This is a genomic window from Niastella sp. sgz303648 (assembly GCF_059587045.1).
This window is the reverse complement of the sequence record NZ_JCAPSW010000006.1, coordinates 1-17,556: the sequence shown is the minus strand read 5'-3', so window position 1 is coordinate 17,556 and position 17,556 is coordinate 1. Positions and strand designations below refer to the sequence as shown.

At 43.4% G+C, this 17,556-nt stretch carries 17 protein-coding genes; 6 read left to right on the top strand and 11 right to left on the bottom strand.

Translation table 11 applies throughout. The annotated features are described in order from the left end of the window. The 3 genes from AC59IL_RS18265 (at window position 1) to AC59IL_RS18255 (ending at window position 3,294) form a co-directional block, all read left to right on the top strand. A complete protein-coding gene (locus AC59IL_RS18265) occupies window positions 1-798 on the top strand; it encodes an undecaprenyl-diphosphate phosphatase (protein WP_496553617.1) in 798 nt (265 codons plus the stop codon). Between the two features lie 144 nt (window positions 799-942). Then, window positions 943-2,298, top strand: coding sequence for an MFS transporter (locus tag AC59IL_RS18260; protein ID WP_496553616.1), 1,356 nt, complete (start codon window positions 943-945; stop codon window positions 2,296-2,298). Window positions 2,299-2,454: 156 nt separating this feature from the next. Next, window positions 2,455-3,294, top strand: coding sequence for an MBL fold metallo-hydrolase (locus tag AC59IL_RS18255; RefSeq protein ID WP_496553615.1), 840 nt, complete (start codon window positions 2,455-2,457; stop codon window positions 3,292-3,294). Window positions 3,295-3,457: 163 nt separating this feature from the next. On the opposite strand, the gene AC59IL_RS18250 is transcribed toward AC59IL_RS18255, so the two are convergent. Beyond that, complete coding sequence (locus AC59IL_RS18250) at window positions 3,458-4,252, bottom strand: DUF3108 domain-containing protein (protein ID WP_496553614.1); 795 nt, start codon at window positions 4,250-4,252, stop codon at window positions 3,458-3,460. Between the two features lie 51 nt (window positions 4,253-4,303). After that, window positions 4,304-5,269 (bottom strand): lysylphosphatidylglycerol synthase domain-containing protein, encoded by a 966-nt coding sequence (locus AC59IL_RS18245; RefSeq protein WP_496553613.1) that lies wholly within the window; start codon window positions 5,267-5,269, stop codon window positions 4,304-4,306. A 77-nt stretch (window positions 5,270-5,346) separates the two neighbouring features. Between AC59IL_RS18245 and ruvC the strand changes: the two genes are divergently transcribed. Further along, window positions 5,347-5,922: a crossover junction endodeoxyribonuclease RuvC gene (gene ruvC, locus AC59IL_RS18240; protein ID WP_496553612.1), complete on the top strand. Its 576-nt coding sequence runs from the start codon at window positions 5,347-5,349 to the stop codon at window positions 5,920-5,922. Window positions 5,923-6,044: 122 nt separating this feature from the next. On the opposite strand, the gene AC59IL_RS18235 is transcribed toward ruvC, so the two are convergent. The 9 genes from AC59IL_RS18235 to AC59IL_RS18195 form a co-directional block, all read right to left on the bottom strand. Then, window positions 6,045-6,449 (bottom strand): HIT family protein, encoded by a 405-nt coding sequence (locus tag AC59IL_RS18235; RefSeq protein WP_496553611.1) that lies wholly within the window; start codon window positions 6,447-6,449, stop codon window positions 6,045-6,047. 215 nt (window positions 6,450-6,664) lie between these two features. Next, on the bottom strand, window positions 6,665-7,138 hold the full coding sequence (gene greA, locus AC59IL_RS18230; protein WP_496553610.1) for a transcription elongation factor GreA: 474 nt from the start codon (window positions 7,136-7,138) through the stop codon (window positions 6,665-6,667). A 243-nt stretch (window positions 7,139-7,381) separates the two neighbouring features. Continuing rightward, the gene (locus AC59IL_RS18225; RefSeq protein ID WP_496553609.1) at window positions 7,382-8,305 is read right to left on the bottom strand and encodes an NAD(P)-dependent oxidoreductase; all 924 of its coding nucleotides are present in this window, start codon (window positions 8,303-8,305) and stop codon (window positions 7,382-7,384) included. Window positions 8,306-8,327: 22 nt separating this feature from the next. Then, window positions 8,328-9,080, bottom strand: coding sequence for a 16S rRNA (adenine(1518)-N(6)/adenine(1519)-N(6))-dimethyltransferase RsmA (rsmA, locus tag AC59IL_RS18220; RefSeq protein ID WP_496553608.1), 753 nt, complete (start codon window positions 9,078-9,080; stop codon window positions 8,328-8,330). Between the two features lie 86 nt (window positions 9,081-9,166). Continuing rightward, window positions 9,167-9,586, bottom strand: coding sequence for a hypothetical protein (locus AC59IL_RS18215; protein ID WP_496553607.1), 420 nt, complete (start codon window positions 9,584-9,586; stop codon window positions 9,167-9,169). Window positions 9,587-9,674: 88 nt separating this feature from the next. Beyond that, entirely contained in the window at window positions 9,675-11,996 is a 2,322-nt protein-coding gene (locus AC59IL_RS18210) for a DUF8740 domain-containing protein (RefSeq protein ID WP_496553606.1), read from the bottom strand. 37 nt (window positions 11,997-12,033) lie between these two features. Next, on the bottom strand, window positions 12,034-12,564 hold the full coding sequence (locus AC59IL_RS18205; RefSeq protein WP_496553605.1) for a T9SS type A sorting domain-containing protein: 531 nt from the start codon (window positions 12,562-12,564) through the stop codon (window positions 12,034-12,036). Window positions 12,565-12,691: 127 nt separating this feature from the next. Continuing rightward, window positions 12,692-14,674, bottom strand: a complete 1,983-nt coding sequence (locus AC59IL_RS18200; RefSeq protein WP_496553604.1) for a T9SS type A sorting domain-containing protein — start codon at window positions 14,672-14,674, stop codon at window positions 12,692-12,694. Window positions 14,675-14,755: 81 nt separating this feature from the next. Beyond that, a complete protein-coding gene (locus tag AC59IL_RS18195) occupies window positions 14,756-14,893 on the bottom strand; it encodes a hypothetical protein (RefSeq protein ID WP_496553603.1) in 138 nt (45 codons plus the stop codon). Between the two features lie 359 nt (window positions 14,894-15,252). Between AC59IL_RS18195 and pdxA the strand changes: the two genes are divergently transcribed. Both pdxA and AC59IL_RS18185 read left to right on the top strand, forming a co-directional pair. Further along, on the top strand, window positions 15,253-16,353 hold the full coding sequence (gene pdxA, locus AC59IL_RS18190) for a 4-hydroxythreonine-4-phosphate dehydrogenase PdxA (RefSeq protein WP_496553602.1): 1,101 nt from the start codon (window positions 15,253-15,255) through the stop codon (window positions 16,351-16,353). Between the two features lie 980 nt (window positions 16,354-17,333). Next, on the top strand, window positions 17,334-17,556 hold a 223-nt coding region (locus tag AC59IL_RS18185; protein WP_496553601.1), incomplete at its 3' end, for a hypothetical protein.

Sequence of the window (17,556 nt, the reverse complement as noted above, 5' to 3'; positions counted from 1 at the left end):
ATGAGCACCCTGCACGCTATCATCATCGCCATCATTGAAGGACTTACTGAATTTTTACCTATTTCTTCAACCGGACATATGGCCATTGCATCGGCCATCATGGGCGATCAAGGCGATTTTGCCAAACTGTTTGAAATAGTTATTCAGTTCGGGGCTATTTTATCGGTAGTTGTATTGTACTGGCGCAAGTTTTTCGATTTTAAAAAGATCTCATTTTATATAAAGCTTATCATAGCCATTATTCCTGCGCTGGCATTTGGCGCCCTTTTTAAAAAACACATCGATGCCATGTTGGAGAAGCCAATGATTATTGCCGTTATTATGTTACTGGGAGGCGTTGTTTTGTTGTTTGTAGATAAGTGGTTTCAAAAACCATTAATTGATAAGGAAGAAAATATTACCAACAAAACCGCATTCACCATTGGTTTGTACCAGGTATTGTCGATCGTTTTTCCCGGATTAAGCCGCAGCGCCGCCACCATTATCGGTGGTATGCAACAGAAATTAACCCGCCGGCTGGCCGCCGAATTTTCTTTTTTTCTTGCTGTGCCTACCATGCTGGCTGCTACGGTAAAAAGCCTGTATGATATGTATAAAGATAAACCTGAGGTGTTAAATACCGGCAACCTGAATACGCTGCTGCTGGGAAGCGGCATTGCATTTATTGTTGCTATCATCGCCATCAGGTTTTTTATTGGCTTTTTACAGAAGCATGGGTTTCGTTTGTTTGGCTGGTACCGTATTATAGTAGGCATAACCCTGATCATTTTGTTTGCAACCGGCGTAATTGGAAAATAAATACCGTTACAAGTTGCAGGTTACAGGTTACAAGGCCGCCCTGCAAGCTGTAATGCGTAACATGAATTATGAAACCTGAAACCTGCAACCTGTAACCTGTACCCCTGCAATTTATAACCCTCAACAAGTAACCTACAATCCACCATGAAATTAACTTCACGCAAAGTAATCAATGCCTGGTGCTTGTACGACTGGGCCAATTCGGCATATAACCTGGTTATAACCTCTACCATTTTTCCGGCCTATTATGAGGCAATTACCAAAAACCAAACGCCGAATAATGAAGTAACCTTTCTGGGCCGCAAATTTGTAAATACCGCTTTATATAATTATGCCCTGGGCACTGCATTTATTGTAGTTGCTTTTATTTCGCCCATTCTTACTTCAATCGCCGACTACCGGGGCAATAAGAAGAACTTCATGCGTTTCTTTTGCACCATGGGGTCCATAGCCTGCGCATTGCTGTATTTTTTTGCACCCGAACAGGTTGCGGGAAAAGCTGCAGGACTTACATCAACCAGTTTAAATATCGGTATAGCCTGTATGGTATTTTCGTGCATCGGCTTTTGGGGCAGCCTGGTATTTTATAACAGTTACCTGCCCGACCTGGTGCCTGAGCACCTGCGCGATCGCATCAGCGCACGCGGTTATACCTGGGGTTATATAGGCAGTGTTATTTTGCAGATATTGTGTTTTATTGTGGTGTTCTTTCCTGAAAAATTCGGTTTTCATACCACCTATGATAAAGACTATATGCCCGCCCGTGTATCGTTTGTACTGGTAGGCATATGGTGGGTTGGCTTTGCCCAGGTGCCATTCCGTTATCTTCCCATCAGCAGTATAAAAGAAAGGCATGAACGAAAAAATGTTTTCAGCAATGGCTTCCTTGAATTAAAAAAAGTATGGAGCCAGGTAAAACACAGGCCCGTTTTAAAACGGTTTCTGCTTTCGTTTTTCTGGTACAGCGCCGGTATTCAAACCGTTTTTCTGGCAGCTACCCAGTTCGGCGCCAAGGAACTGCACCTGCCTACCGATAAGCTGATCATTACCATTATGATCATACAACTGGTAGCCATACCCGGCGCCATTTTAATAAGCCGGCTGAGTGAACGGTATGGTAACATACAAACGCTTATGGGCTGTGTACTGGTTTGGATAGGCGTTTGCGTCGCTGCTTATTTTACCCATACAGATGTACAATTCTATTTTGTAGGAGCTGTTGTAGGACTGGTTATGGGGGGTATTCAATCGCTCAGCCGTTCAACCTACAGCAACCTGATGCCCGAAACAAAAGACACCGCCTCGTTCTTCAGCTTTTATGATGTAACCGAAAAATTAGCGCTTGTTTTGGGAATGTTTACATTTGCATTTATTGAGGAGCTGACCATAAAGCACGGCGGCATGCGCAATTCGGTTCTGGCCTTAATGGTATTTTTCATGATCGGATTTGTATGGCTGGCCTGGACTTTGCGGGCAATGATGAAAGAAGCAAGGTCGTGAATGGTGAATGGTCAATGGTCAATGGTGAATAGGAAACAACCTGATTAAACTAATAACCTAAATAAAGGCAAAAAGCAACTTTAAACTTTCAGTAACTTTTGCCGTTTGCCGAACTAAGAACTCAAAACTAAGAACACAGAACTAAGAACTCAGAACATGCAACTGTATTCCATAAACACCGGTTATTTTAAATTAGATGGCGGAGCTATGTTTGGCGTTGTGCCCAAAACAATCTGGAATAAACTAAACCCTTCCGATGAAAATAATTTGTGCAACTGGGCTATGCGCAGTTTATTGATACAGGAAGAAAACCGGCTGATATTAATCGATAATGGCCTGGGTGATAAACAGGATGATAAATTCTTCAGTCATTATTACCTCAATGGCGATGATTCATTAAACAAGTCATTGGCACAATATGGCTTTCACGCCAGTGACATTACCGATGTATTTCTTACCCATTTGCATTTTGATCATTGCGGCGGCAGTATCGTTCGCGAAGGCGATAAACTGGTGCCTGCTTTTAAAAATGCCACCTACTGGAGCAACCTGCGTCACTGGCAGGCAGCTACCGAACCCAATGACCGCGAAAAAGCATCTTTTTTGAAAGAAAATATTTTACCGATAGAACAAAGCGGACAACTGAAATTTGTTGAACCTACCGACGGCGTAGCTTTTTCAGATACCATGACTGTACGCTTTGCCTATGGCCATACCGAAGCCATGATGCTGCCGCAGATCAGTTATAAAGGTAATACCATTGTATATGCAGCCGATCTGATACCGGCAGTAGCCCATTTGCCCATACCGTATGTAATGGCTTACGACATGTTTCCACTTACCACCCTGCTGGAAAAAAAGGAATTTTTAACGGAGGCTGTTGAAAACAATTATATTTTATTTTTTGAGCATGATCCCGTGAACGAATGTTGCTCGCTTCAGCAAACCAATCGTGGTGTGAGGCAGAAAGAGGTGTTTAATCTGCAGGATCTGTAAGCCCTGAAGCAGGAAGCCGAGGTCCGAAGTCGGAAGTCAGAAGTACGAAGGTAGTTGCTTAAAAAGAAATGTATTTTTTATGGTAAAAGGGTTTTTATACCTCATTGCCTTTATGCCTTGTTGCCTATTCACTACTGCCTATTCACTACTCCTATTGCCTTTTTTACAAACTGAGCAACGAAGTAAGCGGATACCTTAAATTTCGGTAGCTGATCATATCGATTTTTACGCTGCCTACCGAAATAGGGCTTTCGATACGAATTGGCACATGGTTGCGGTCGTCGCTTACCCAAACAGTCATTTTTTCACCGCCTTCGAAAATGGTACCCTTAATAAGCAGCGGTTTAAACTTGCAAGCTCTGAACTTGCCGTATTTTGTTTTGATGGTTTCTTTACCAAGATACCTGATGTACATTTCGTACAACTCGTTATCGAGAAACATCGAAAACATGATCTTATCGCCCGTTTTATATTTATTAAAATCGATATTACGGGAATAATAAACCGCGCTTAACACGTCCTGTACACATTCAGGCACTTTATACACACCCTGGTTGGTAATAGCCGAGTTGGTGCTTTTATTAAAAGTTACATTCTCATATTTTTTATACCCACCCTCATATACATTGCGTATAAAACGATAAGGCTGCAGGGTAGCCGTATCGATATACGTTTCATATTTGTCACGTACTTTAAAAAAGTTATCGTAAAAACTGTATGTTTTTCCCTCGCCTGTAATATGGTACACGGGCTTACCAGCCAGCTTTTCGATCGTTGTGTTAAACGTAGCTTCGCCAGCGCCGAAATAAGCCCCTACTACTGTATAAAATACCTTCAGGGTAATTTCTTCACCATTTGAAAAGGCCGTGTTACGGATCTCACAAAAGCCGTCTCCCGCTCTCAACGGAAAACTAACAACTATAAGCAAAAGGAATACGAGTGGTCGGTATACTTTCATGTACGCTATTCAATTAATCCATTTAATAAGGTTGACGTTGGGGCCGGTGTTTTATTTTCTATTGTTAAAAAACCTAATACCTAAAATTAATAAACTCCCGATCAACGCAGGTATTACCAGATTAATCATCCACACTGCCAGTGATGTAGCCAGTATGCCGGTAATATTGCTATTAAAAAGTTGTACCACTTCAATGCCGATTTTCCATCGCACGCCTAATTCGGTAATCACAGCTATAGTTGGCACAATTGATAAAACCAGGAAAATAACACTTACAGAGCCGGCAACCTGTGCAGCGGTAACATGCACTTCAAAAACATCAAACAGCAGGTAATATTGCCCTATAAACACACAATATCGAAGTACTGATAAAGACAGGATCCGTAATAAGATGGTTGCGTTAAGATTATCTAAAACCCTTACATAAGCAACCGGTTTTTGGATCCGCGGTATTTTTTCAACCCATCTTACCAGCCCTGCTAATCGAAAATAAAATAATGTTAAAATTACCGCCGCTACTACGGTAGCATAAAGCACCATACTCATCCAAAGTCCCATGTGCGGGGCAAACGTATGAAGCAAATTTTTATCGCCATAATGTTGCAGGTATAAAATTCCGCCAATTCCTGCCCACCAGGTCACCAGCAGCTGCCCCATACTACATACAATAGTAAGAGAAATTGCTTTTATTCGTTTGCCTTCATCAAGATATAATATTCGGCCCATGTATTCGCCTATGCGGTTGGGCGTAAAAAAAGCGAGTGTGGTACCGGTAAAAACGGCTTTACATGATTGAAAAAACGACAGGTACTGGATTCTTTTAATAACCACCTGCCATTTACGGGACTCGAGCCCCCAGTTTACAAACATCAGCAAAATAGTAACCACCAGTTTCCATGCTTCACCACCCGCCAATGCCCGCCAGGTATGGTTCAGCGAAGCCTGCCAGTTATGCTGACGCAATAATTGGCTGTATATCGACCATGAAAGCAGGCAAAACACCAGCGGTCCAATCACATAGTTGAGAAGAATTTTGATATTTTTGTTCAGCGTCACCAAAATAAGTTCGCAAAATAACCCAATCCACCCGCTCATTGCAAACACCATCAAAAATAATTCTTGGCATCGACCCCGGAACTTTGTTCATGGGTTATGGTATTATAGTAATAAAATCGCAACAGATAGCCCTGCTCGAAATGAGTGTGTTGAAGCTGAATGCTAAAAAAGACAATTACGAAAGGCTAAAGATGATTCATCAGAAAGTAAGCGAGCTGATCACCCGGTTCAAACCGCACAGCTTTGCCATCGAGGCTCCGTTTTTTGGCAAAAACGTACAAAGTATGCTAAAACTGGGGCGCGCCCAGGGGGTAGCCATTGCCGCAGCCATGAATTCGGGTGTTGAAGTATTTGAATACTCTCCCAAAAAAGTAAAGCAATCGATAACCGGCAATGGTAATGCGGGTAAAGAACAGGTATGGCAAATGCTGCAACGAATATTATCCATTACCCACAATACCGATATAAAATACCTCGATGCTTCGGATGCACTGGCAGTGGCAGTATGCCATCACTTTCAGGATTCGGTACTGCTGAAAACCGCCGGTAAAAAATTAAATGGATGGGGAGATTTTATTGCGAAGAACCCTGGCAGAGTAAGTAATAAGTCATAAGTAATAAGTTTTAAGTTATAAGTAAAATACAGGTTAGCAGTAACCGGTTACCAGATACCGGTTACCTGTTTCCCGTTACCAGTTTTCCGGCATCTGACTTCGGGTTTCCTACTTACAACTTCCTACCTCGGTCCGCCCTTCAAATTCTTCTTTATCTTTTCCTGAACGGCTTTTAACTGCTCGGGCGTGGGTTTCAGTTTAGCCCGTGTAAAATTCAGATCATTGATGCCATTGATTGGCACCAGGTGCAGGTGGGCATGCGGAACTTCAAGCCCTACTACAGCCATACCGCAACGGTTACAATCAAATGATCTTTCAATGGCTTTGGCAATGGGTTTGGCAAACAACAGCATATCGGCCAGGTAATCATCCGGCACATCAAAAAATTTATCAACCTCAATTTTCGGAACAACCAGCACATGGCCTTCTACGAGCGGAAAAATATCGAGGAAGGCAAAGAATTTTTCATCTTCAGCAATCTTATAGGCCGGAATGTCACCGGCAATGATCTTGGAAAAAATGGTCATATCACCGTTTATTTAAAAAGTTGATTAGTTGAAAAGTTTATAAGTTAACAAGTTTACAGGTTAAACCCATTTTAAAGTTAACTATTCAACCTGCCAACTGATCAACTTGTTAACCGATCAACCTGTTAACCTATCAACTAATTAACCTGTCAACCCGCCAACTTTCAACTCGTCAAGCCAATAAAAAAAGTCGGGATTTTAGAGATAACTGATTGTTAAACAGTAATTTCTTCAATTCTGAATTTGAGCAATCCGGCAGGAACCTGTACTTCTGCCACATCGCCTACTACTTTGCCAAGGAGTCCCTGGCCTATGGGGGAGGTAAATGAAATTTTACCCTGTTTCAGATCGGCTTCTTTTTCAGAAACGATGGTGTAGGTAATTTTTTTCTTATTAGAAAGATTGGTAATAGTTACTTTGGTAAGAATAGATACTTTGCTGGTATCTACGTTTTCAGTATCAAGTATGCGAACACTGGCGATATCGCTTTCAAGTTTTTTTATTTTAGCCTCCAGAATACCCTGAGATTCTTTGGCAGCGTCATACTCTGCATTTTCTTTCAGGTCGCCTTTTTCGCGTGCTTCTGCAATAGCCCTGGCGGCAGCCGGACGATCAACCGTACGCATACGAATCAGCTCCTCTTTCATTTGCTCCAGCGTTTCCTTAGTAATATATAAAACACTTGTCATAAAAACCTCCTTATTTAAACCAGATATAATTAGCTTATATAAATAGAAAAAAAGAACAACGCCTCTGGGCTGAAGCGTTGCACTACTGTATAAAACAAAAATAAAGTTTTTTTCAGAATGTTTAATTTCCCTCCGATTGTTTTTTAAGCCAATTTTTAGATTCCTGCCTACCTGCCGAAAATACAGGGTTTAACAACAATTTAAGGGACTTTAAATCCATGGTGGACAAGCAATGGACAGGGGTTACAGCCCCAATTTATCCATTACCACACTGGCCATTTTATAAAAAGCTTCGTGGCTGTAGCCGGCAGTATGTGGCGTAATTACCACATTAGGCTGGCTCAGCAACCAGTCGATCTCCTTTTTTTCCTGTTCTGAATATGTATTTAATTTTTCATTTTCCAGCACATCGAGTCCGGCCCCGCCAATTTTGCCCTGCTCAAGCGCCCTGATAATAGCAGCCGTATCCTGTACTTTTCCACGCGAAGTATTTAAAAAGAAAGGCGCCCGTTCCAGTGCATTAAAAAAGTGGTCATTGGCATAATGAAAGGTTTCTTCGGTAAGCGGCAGATGCATACTGATCACATCGGCGTAACGGGCTATTTGTTCAATGTTGGCTTCCCGCACATAATTTTTTGCAAACCCAAATTTGTATTTATCGCAGGCCAGCACTGTTACATCGAACGATGAAAGTAATTTGGCAAAGGCGCTGCCGGTATTACCATAACCAATGATACCTACCGTTTTACCGGTTAGTTCAATACCCCGGTTGGCATCGCGTATCCATTTGCCCTCACGAACTTCCTGCATACTGCTGTTGATCTTATTCATCAGGTTCAGCAACATACCCAGCGCATGTTCGGCTACTGCATTGCGGTTGCCTTCGGGACTGCTTACACATTTAATGCCTTTACTTTCGGCATAGGGCACATCAATAAGCTCCATACCGCTGCCAAGGCGCGCGATCCATTTTAAATTCGCAGCCAGGTCGAGCAGAGGTTTATCAATTTTAATACGAGTTGTAACGATAAGCCCTTCTGCCTCCTGAATCGTATCGAGCAATTCATCATAGGTAACAGCGGGAACGTATTCAACGGTAAATCCTTTTTTCTGTAATTGTTCAATAAGCCAGTTATGTACTTTGGCGGTAATAATAACTTTCTTCATTCTCTTAAATATGGTGGGTCACCTATTTCATTTTAAAAGTAAGTTGGGCGAAATCGTTTACGGTTAATTGTTCGGCGCGTTTATCAAAGATGCTGTTTTGCAGCTCTTCTGCGGTAAACAATCCTTTAACGGCATTGCGCAGCATCTTACGGCGCTGGTTAAAGCCGGTTTTCACCAGTAAAAAAAACTGTTTTTCGCTTTTCATGTCGGGTACATGTTGAGCAGGCGTTAACCTGATCACGGCGCTCTTAACTTTAGGCGGCGGATTAAATGCATTTTCGGGCACTTCAAATAAATATTCCACATCAAAAAATGCCTGCACCAGCACACTCAATATGCCATACACTTTATTTCCTTCCCGGGCTGCAACGCGCTGTGCTACTTCTTTCTGAAACATGCCAACCACAGTTTCAACACTATCCTTCCACTCAAGCACTTTAAATAATATTTGCGAAGATATATTATACGGAAAGTTACCCACGATGGTAAAGGGATCGTTGTACGGCTTGCTGCTTGCCAAAAAATCCTGGTGAATGATTTTTGTTTGTATGGCGGGATATTGCTGCAGTAACCAGTTTACCTTTTCTTCGTCGAGCTCAATACATTTAAAATCGATATCGGGCAGGGGGAGCAAATATTTGGTGAGCGCGCCGCCACCCGGCCCTACTTCGAGTAAGCGCTGAAACGGCCGTTCCTGCAATGCTTTCACAATATTGCGGCAAATATTCTCATCTTTCAGAAAATGCTGCCCCAGGGATTTTTTTAGTGTGTACACCTTGCAAAAATAAGAAGTTACCGGTTACCAGTTACCTGATACCCGGAAACTGGCAACCGGGATCCGGGAACCGGGATCCGGCAACCCTATTCCTGTGCCGCTTTTTGCATAGCCTGTATCCCCGGCAACAGGTTCTTTACACACCATTCATACGAACGAGGTTCAACCTTAACAGAACCTGCTGTTACAGGCCTTTGTGTTAATTGTTGCTGCAATTCGGGATACCGCTGTATCAGCTGTTGCCGCACTGCTTCATACGATGTATTGTTATGGGGTTTAGTATGATTATCGCCACCCTTTAATTCCGGCTTTGCCTGAACAGGTATGTCGGGATACCTTCTTCTAAAATCGGCTATAACCGAAGCATAATCGCGTTTGGCGGGCGTTGCCCGCTGTGTACCGTGATCAGCCTGTTGCGGTTGCTTACCTGTTACCTGTGCCTTTACCTGGGCACACAGCAGAAACAGGCTTAGTAGTAATATGGGTAGTTTTTTATAGTTGAACATGATCTTTCATTTGGGGTTTGAATCTGGTACCAGTTACCGGATTCCTGTTCCCGGAAACTGGTAACCGGCAACTGGTAACCTGTAACTATTATTTTACACTTACCAACACATTTATTTTAGCAACGCCCGTACCATTAAAATCCTGCAGGGCTTTCCCGATCACCTGCCCTACCTGCACTTTACCAGCCTCGGCTTTCATGGCAACACCGGGTATTGAAGATGTTACAATCAGATCGCCTCTTTTAATAGCGCCGCCCTGCATACAAACTTTTGTAGGAATAACGCCTATAACGCCCATGGGCACACCGCCGGTGAGATCATCATGCTCACCATTTTTTTCGGTAAGCAATACGCCTGGTTTGGTGGCATACACACCCGCCACCAGTGTTGAGTAAGGGTCTGATGATTTTTCAACCGTACGGTCGCTGTTTTGCGAAATAACCAGCACATCGCCGGGTTCGTAACTGTTGCGGTTACCTTCAACATCAAAATATTCAGCCACGTCGGCGCCGCTGTTAACGGTACCGCCATTAAAATAACCAACACCTGTTTTATCGATACGGGCCATATTTACACCATCTACCCTGAACACGGCCAGGTTACCCTGTGCATCGCCCAGCATTTCACCCACTACTGCATCGCCATACATGATGTAACCATCTGTATTAACACCATCTATGCGGCCTACCACACCAGCTCCGCTCAATGTATTATCGGTATTTTTATTAACGCCTACCACACCGCCGTAGGAACCGGCATTTTCGCCTACAACAGCTGCATAGATATTACTGAATGAATTGCCGCGTATTCCTTCGCCGCCACCGTAGTTAACACCCATTACTCCTATCGCCGAAGCGTCCATGGCCACTCCCAGCGTTCCCCAGCCCCCCTGGCCAATACCAGTGTTCATGCCTGAAATGGCACTTCCCGCACCGTTGGTGGTGGATAATAAAGCATCAAAATAATTGGCTGTATTCGTGATCTCGAACCGGGCCGAGTTGCCGGCATTACTTTTTCCGTATACGCCCGATCCGTTTTTGCTGTATCCATAAACACCACGACCATTCGATGAACTTCCAAACACACCGGGACCGTTGCCGGCATGCGAACCCCATACGCCAAAGCCCCAGGCTATTTTTGACATATTGGTGCCTTTTACACCCGCCGATGAATCGCCGGGCGCTGCGCCCGAAATTTTTCCTTCAACACCCCAGGCGCCAGGGTTGGTTGAACTGTTAATGCCCGAAATGGCCATGCCAGTACCCGTATTGGTAATATTAAATAAACCGGAAGCCGAAGTGCCGGTACCGGTGTAGGGTAATGAAAAATTATTATCGGCAGCCGGATTCCATTGAGTGCCGTTATATTTTAAAACCTGTCCACTTACAGGCGCCGTTGTGCCAACTGCTACGCCCTGAATTTTATTTACAGCGGGATTGGGATAGGTACCGCTTAAATCGCCGCCTGCCGTTCCGCCGGGAGGGAGCGATGCAGGAATAACACCTGCCGCCAGCTTTGCTGCTGTTATTGAACTGTCAACAACTTTACTGGTTGAAACTGCATTATCGGCCAGTTTACTGCCATCAATAGCCGAAGTGGCTACAACAGGGTTTGGATAGGTGCCGCTTAAATCACCGCCTGCTGCACCATTAGGAGGCAGTGAGGCAGGAATTACACCCGGAGCCAGTTTGGCGGCCGTTACCGCCGCATCGGCAATTTTACTGGTTGTAATAATATCATCGGCCAGTTTATTGGTTGATACAGCGCCATCTGCAATTTTGCTGTTACCAACCGCACCTGCATTGATCGAAGGATTGGGATAGGTGCCGGTTAAATCGCCTCCGGCCGGCCCGCCGGGTGGTATGCTTGTTGGAATAACGCCGGATGCCAGTTTTGCAGCAGTAACAGATCCGTCGGCAATGGTAGTTGTTGTTACTGAACCATCGGCCAGTGAGGGGTTGGGATAGGTACCGGTAAGACTTCCGCCGGCTGCTCCTGCCGGCCGTGCGGCGCTTGCATAAAATGCATAAGGCACGGTTAACAGTTGCGCAGTACCCATATCAACAAAAGCATTCCGGCCTGCAGGATCCATTTCAACCTGCAGGTACTTCTGACTGTTAGCCCAGTCAACGGCGCTCAGCGACCCCCGCACATTATCGGCTCCAACGCTTCCTATCGCTATATTAAAAAGACCGAATAAGTTCGTTTTTATATTCCGGGTTTCCTGGTAAACAATCGTTCCTGAGGCGCCACCATCGTGAATGGTTAATCGCAATGAAATGTTTTGATTAGGTAATACATTGCCCACCACATTACGCGCCACACCCTGGTAGTTAATCTGGCCAGGCACCTGGCCTAACGAGGCGAGGGTTATAAAACCGCTCAGTACCAGAAGTAAAGTTTGTTTCATAAAAGCTTGGGTTTAGGAATAGGGGTTCTCAATCAGGTTACAGTTTAATTATTTTATAAGCCCGTTGCCTTTTCCAGGCGCCGGCATCGGAACTATTGGCAGTAACATAAAGCATATAGGTACCCGCTGCAAAAAGCGTCATGTTAATTCTTTCAATAAAACCAAAGCCATAGCTGGCACGCTGCTTTTTATACAGGGCGCGCCCTGTTGCATCGTACAGGGTAAACATAACAGGTCCGCTGGTAAGGGAGAGATAATCTATTTCGAGAATATTGCGTGTTGGGTTGGGCAGTATTTTAAGTTCCTCATCCCTTATGGTGGTGGTATAAGTAATGGAGCCCGGATGATTGGTGTATGGTTGTAACAACCCATGTGTAATGATGCTACTTCCATCCAGGGATTGCATCTGGTCAATCAGCGCCAGTTCGCCTACACTCCAGTCGATGCTGTAATACCCCTGGGTATAGTTGCCGCCGCATACATTAACAACCTGCGGACTAATTGTCTGGCACCAGGCACCACAATTAATTATGGAAATAACCAATAAAACAAGTACCGGTTTTTTCATAAATAGCTGGATATTGTATATGCTATAACGTAACAAATAAAAAAATATTGGTAAGTGTTTACCACGAATAAACACTTACCAATACATACACGAAAATTCACTTATGTAGTATATATGAATATACCTGTTATTTTGTGAGCACCATCCTGTCAACAAAAGTGTCTTTACCCGACACTATTTTCACGGCGTATACGCCTTTGGCCCACGACTGAAAACCATTTAGGGTAATGGTTGAATAGCCTCTTTGTACATGCGTATTCAATGTTTTCATCAGCTGGCCTGTAATATCGTAAATAAACACCTGCACATCTTTACCGGCATTGGCTGTAAAATTTATTTTTAATACATCACGAACCGGATTGGGCAGCAAGGCTACTTCCGAAATACCGCTTGCCATCAGCGAAACCTTCACAACTTTACTATACTGCACCTGACCATCAACGCCGGTAATTTTTAACCGGTAATATACATACGATGATGTGAGATGGCTTACATCATCGGTAGTTGCGTATACACCATATTGGGTTTGGGGGTTATGCGAATCAACTGTACCTGCCAGGGTAAAATGCTGGCCATCGGTACTTCTTTCAAGGGTAAAGCTTTTTATTTCCTGGTTTCGGGTAACCGTCCAGTCTAAATCAACCGATCGGTTGTTCAGCAAACCTTTAAAGGTAACCTGGTTATCGGCCAATACCGTACAGGTTGAACTGTACGCAATCTGTACTGTATCCTTTGCATAGGTTGGACAACCGGTTTCGAGAATCTGTGTTACTATATACGAACCAGGCTGATCTACCGTGATCGAAGATCCGCTGGTAGCGCCCACAATATGTCCGTCGGGAGTTGTCCAGGTATATGACGATGTAGGGTATGCGTTAGTAACGCTAATATTGCTCACACCGGTGCTGCCGCAAAAAACAGGAACATCAGCAGCGGCCTGTGCCGAATCGGGCATAAAGAAATCGAAAGGTCCGATAAAGTCTTTCAAATTTGCATCGAATGAAACCGAGGCACGTGTTTTTATTAAAACCTTGCTGAAAGGTATGCCACAGCTTGTTGTACCCAATAACGTTACCGGATCGAGGCCCAATGTGGTAAGGTTCACGCCAAATTCCATGAACTGGCCGGGTTGAAAGTTAGCAACTACAGAATTATCGGCACGTACCAGTTTAAAAGGACCGGCCCATGTACTGGCAGTGTTTTCGGTACCATAATAAAAATCGTCGCCATTTAGTGGCTTAATGGCAGCATATCCATACTTTGAATTATTAGTGGCTCCGTATAAAGTGTTTCCATCCCAATCAAAAGTGGCAGGGGTTATGTTGTTAAGGGTAGCTGTGTCAACCCAAATGCGGGCTACAATTGCCGAAAGCGCGGAACTGCTATATTCGGCTGAAAAAATAATATCACCAGGCTGCGTTACATTTCCTGCTGCATCAAACTTCCAGGATGTATGGCCTGCATCGGGGCCGTACCCTGTAAATTTATGTGTACTACGGGTGTAAAAAATATCTGTCTGGTACATTTCGAAATCAAAGTACCGGTCACCGTTTGTATTCTCCAATGCCAAACCTCCATACATCCACAATTCATCAGATGCGGTATAGGTGGGGCCATCTCTTCTTAAGTGAATATATGAATCCAGGATTTCGCATTTATCAGGAACCGATCCTTCGGCGCCCGTCCAGTCTGCCGGACTGTCGCCGTTTTTATTGGCAGTAGAGTATATGGTTTGGTCAGTACCGTGGTAATCGCGCACAAAAACCGCATCGATGAATGTTCTTTCATCGAGCTGGTAATAGGCGGCGTAATGCTGTTTGCGGTAAAACGGTATATTTCTGTTGGCGGCATTTGCATATCCGGCAACAATTGCGGCGGCTCCTGTGGTATCTATTACGAAGTAACTACTTCCGCCTCCGGCGCTGACTACGAATTTATAATACCAGTCGTCACAACTGGTACAGGGCGTATTACTGTTGCTGCTTCCGAACAGGTTCATCTGCGTTTCGCCATCAACCCCAAACTTGCCCACTATAGTAGGTGTGATAACCTGTGCCTTCACCCAAATGGCAGAAGTTACCATTAACAGGAAGGGTAAACATTTTTTCATAAATACGGATTTCTTACAAAAAAGTTCTAAACCATTAACCTCTCCGGTTTAAACCGGAATATATATAAATAACACAATAGATTAACAACTATTGCACGTATTGATATTAAATATATTTTTTATTGGAATGGCGCCGGAAATGGGGATCTTATCCGGCAATGCTGCTTTACCTGCATATATGCGCAGGCAAACAGGGTACAATAATATTAGTCTTTTCATAAGGTTGATTTTACGGATTAGAACAAATGTATTAAAAATATTATAAGAATCAAACGCAATATGTTTTTGTAATCAGTTTTGCTGCACGCAATTAGAAATTAAACAGAAATTATATAAGTATAAATGCTTATGTTGTGAGGGAGGGATTTATGTAATTTTTTATTTATCTGAATAGAAGTCAACTGTATATAAAGCAAGGTTTCTTACACCTGAAATGTGGAAAAAAATTTCTGATTTAGCGATTTAGCCATTTTGAGATTTAAATCCCGAAATCTATAAATCTCTAAATCTCAAAATTTAGCAACTTACCCTATCTGGTCATTATATCGTAAATTAGCCGCTTCAATAGTATATTCACAATGAACGTGCAACAACAAAAACCCATTATAGGCATATCAATAGGCGATTTGAACGGAATTGGCGCAGAGCTTATCATAAAAACGCTGAACGATCACCGCCTGCTTGAATTATGTACCCCGGTAATATTTGCATCGAACAAGGTGATCAATTTTTACCGAAAATCGGTGCCCGACATCAATTTCGCTTACCAGAGTATAAAAGAACTGAACCGGGTTAATTTCAAACAGATCAATATTTTCAATTGCTGGGAAGAAGAAGTAGGCATTACGCCCGGCCAGTTGTCTGATATCGGTGGCCGCTATGCCATTAAATCGTTGAGCACTGCGGTACAGGCCTTAAAAGAGGGCAAGATACATGGCCTTGTTACGGCCCCTATTCATAAAAAAAATACCCATAACGCCGAGTTCAATTATACCGGTCATACGCCCTATCTGAAACATGTTTTTGGCGTGCAGGATGTTGCTATGCTGATGGTGGCCGGTTCGTTCAGGGTTGGTTTGGTAAGTGAGCATGTGCCTGTAAGCGAGGCAGCCCGCTATGTTACCCGCGAAAATATTTTATCAAAGCTCAACATCATTAATAATTCGCTGATAAAAGATTTTGGTATCGATAAACCCAAAGTTGCTGTACTGGGGCTTAACCCCCACGCAGGCGACGAGGGACTTATCGGCCGCGAGGAAGAAGAAATAATAAAACCGGCCATAAAAGATGCCCGCCATTTTATGCTGGCCATGGGCCCTTACAGCGCCGATGGATTTTTTGCCCGCCGCCATTACGAAAAATTCGATGCCGTACTGGCCATGTACCACGACCAGGGACTGATTCCCTTTAAATCGCTGGCCATTGGCGAAGGGGTGAATTTTACAGCAGGTTTGCCGGTGGTTCGTACTTCGCCCGATCATGGAACCGCCTTTGATATCGCCGGTAAAAACAAAGCCGATCATTCATCTTTCTTAACCGCCATTTATGAATGTATCGATATCATTAACCGCCGCGCCGGCTATATCGAAAGCCATCGCAACCCGGTGAAAAAGGTAACTCCGGCTATTTTGGCTAATGTGGAAGATGAGAAAATAGAAGAAGACAATACAGAGGATTAGACCATCCCACTCTTACTATTGCCTTACTATTGCCTTGCTATTGTCTTACTTTTTCTATGCCGTAACCCTGCCGCAGATATACATGAGATATGCATTACATATACATTAAAGAGCCCCGCATTAGCAGGGCTCTTTCTTTTTTTGATAGGACAAGTGCACAAGGTTTGCTTAATAACAGGTAGGTTAAGGTTCAAGATAATTTACACATCAGAGCAACATACGGCTTCCATTGTTTTGACAACACAAAAAACAATGGCAACACGTCTTTATTTTAGATTTCTGAGATAGACAGATTCAGATACAGGCTTCCGGCTAAACAGCTACTTTGCCGTTAAAGGCCATACATTTTTTTGAAATCGATATAACCGGAGGGGAAAGGAACGATTGCAGATATGATGACATGGAAATAAGTTTTCATGGTGTACGTTTGATTTGCCGTACAAAAAAACGACTCTTTTTCTAAATTATTTCAGCTAATCATTCATAAATGTTTATACTTATATGTGAACACCATGATTATCACCTAAATCGATTATAACCCATTGAAATAATTTGATATAAATCAATTTTTAATATCTCCGTGCTTCTTTTTTAGAAATTTTATTATGCGAGGTGCGCATGGCTATTTGTTGTTGAAGGCTTACACAAAGAAACAAGCGAAACATTTCCGAGACATCCATGCGGTGCCCTATCAATCCCGTATCATTGCCCTGTAGTTGCTGTATCCCACTTGTATCGGCCCCGTATCCCGCCCGTATTTCATCCCTATTTCACCCGTAGATACGCCCTCCTTGCCCCCGGGTTGCCACTGGGTTGCTCCGGGGTTGCTCCGCCCCAATGCTGAATTGTTACCGTATTGTTGCCTCATCGTTGCCGTACGTTACGTTAAGTTTCAGCCCCGGATACGAGATGTCTTTTTGTCTCGTCCTGAAATCACTTTACATATTTAGGTACTAAGTATGTATAATTGATTTTCAAATATGAGTATATCAAAACAATCAGGCAAAACGCCTACTTATGAAGCCGGTCTTAAAATTGCTGTTGCAAGAGAATATCTTACCACTAATTTGGGTTATAAGAAGCTGGCCTTAAAACATGGGCTTCCAGGCCCCTGGACAGTCAAACATTTTATCAAATGGTATAAAGTCAGATACCCGGAGGAACAATGTCAACAACCGGCAGAATTGCCGCAGCATTCGGGTA

What these genes read in the sequence shown, in the direction of transcription:
- AC59IL_RS18265 (WP_496553617.1), top strand. Translation starts at nt 1, where the DNA reads ATGAGCACCCTGCACGCTATCATCATCGCCATCATTGAAGGACTTACT.
- AC59IL_RS18260 (WP_496553616.1), top strand. Translation starts at nt 943, where the DNA reads ATGAAATTAACTTCACGCAAAGTAATCAATGCCTGGTGCTTGTACGAC.
- AC59IL_RS18255 (WP_496553615.1), top strand. Translation starts at nt 2,455, where the DNA reads ATGCAACTGTATTCCATAAACACCGGTTATTTTAAATTAGATGGCGGA.
- AC59IL_RS18250 (WP_496553614.1), bottom strand. Translation starts at nt 4,252, where the DNA reads ATGAAAGTATACCGACCACTCGTATTCCTTTTGCTTATAGTTGTTAGT.
- AC59IL_RS18235 (WP_496553611.1), bottom strand. Translation starts at nt 6,449, where the DNA reads ATGACCATTTTTTCCAAGATCATTGCCGGTGACATTCCGGCCTATAAG.
- greA (WP_496553610.1), bottom strand. Translation starts at nt 7,138, where the DNA reads ATGACAAGTGTTTTATATATTACTAAGGAAACGCTGGAGCAAATGAAA.
- AC59IL_RS18225 (WP_496553609.1), bottom strand. Translation starts at nt 8,305, where the DNA reads ATGAAGAAAGTTATTATTACCGCCAAAGTACATAACTGGCTTATTGAA.
- AC59IL_RS18215 (WP_496553607.1), bottom strand. Translation starts at nt 9,586, where the DNA reads ATGTTCAACTATAAAAAACTACCCATATTACTACTAAGCCTGTTTCTG.
- AC59IL_RS18210 (WP_496553606.1), bottom strand. Translation starts at nt 11,996, where the DNA reads ATGAAACAAACTTTACTTCTGGTACTGAGCGGTTTTATAACCCTCGCC.
- AC59IL_RS18205 (WP_496553605.1), bottom strand. Translation starts at nt 12,564, where the DNA reads ATGAAAAAACCGGTACTTGTTTTATTGGTTATTTCCATAATTAATTGT.
- AC59IL_RS18200 (WP_496553604.1), bottom strand. Translation starts at nt 14,674, where the DNA reads ATGAAAAAATGTTTACCCTTCCTGTTAATGGTAACTTCTGCCATTTGG.
- AC59IL_RS18195 (WP_496553603.1), bottom strand. Translation starts at nt 14,893, where the DNA reads ATGAAAAGACTAATATTATTGTACCCTGTTTGCCTGCGCATATATGCA.
- pdxA (WP_496553602.1), top strand. Translation starts at nt 15,253, where the DNA reads ATGAACGTGCAACAACAAAAACCCATTATAGGCATATCAATAGGCGAT.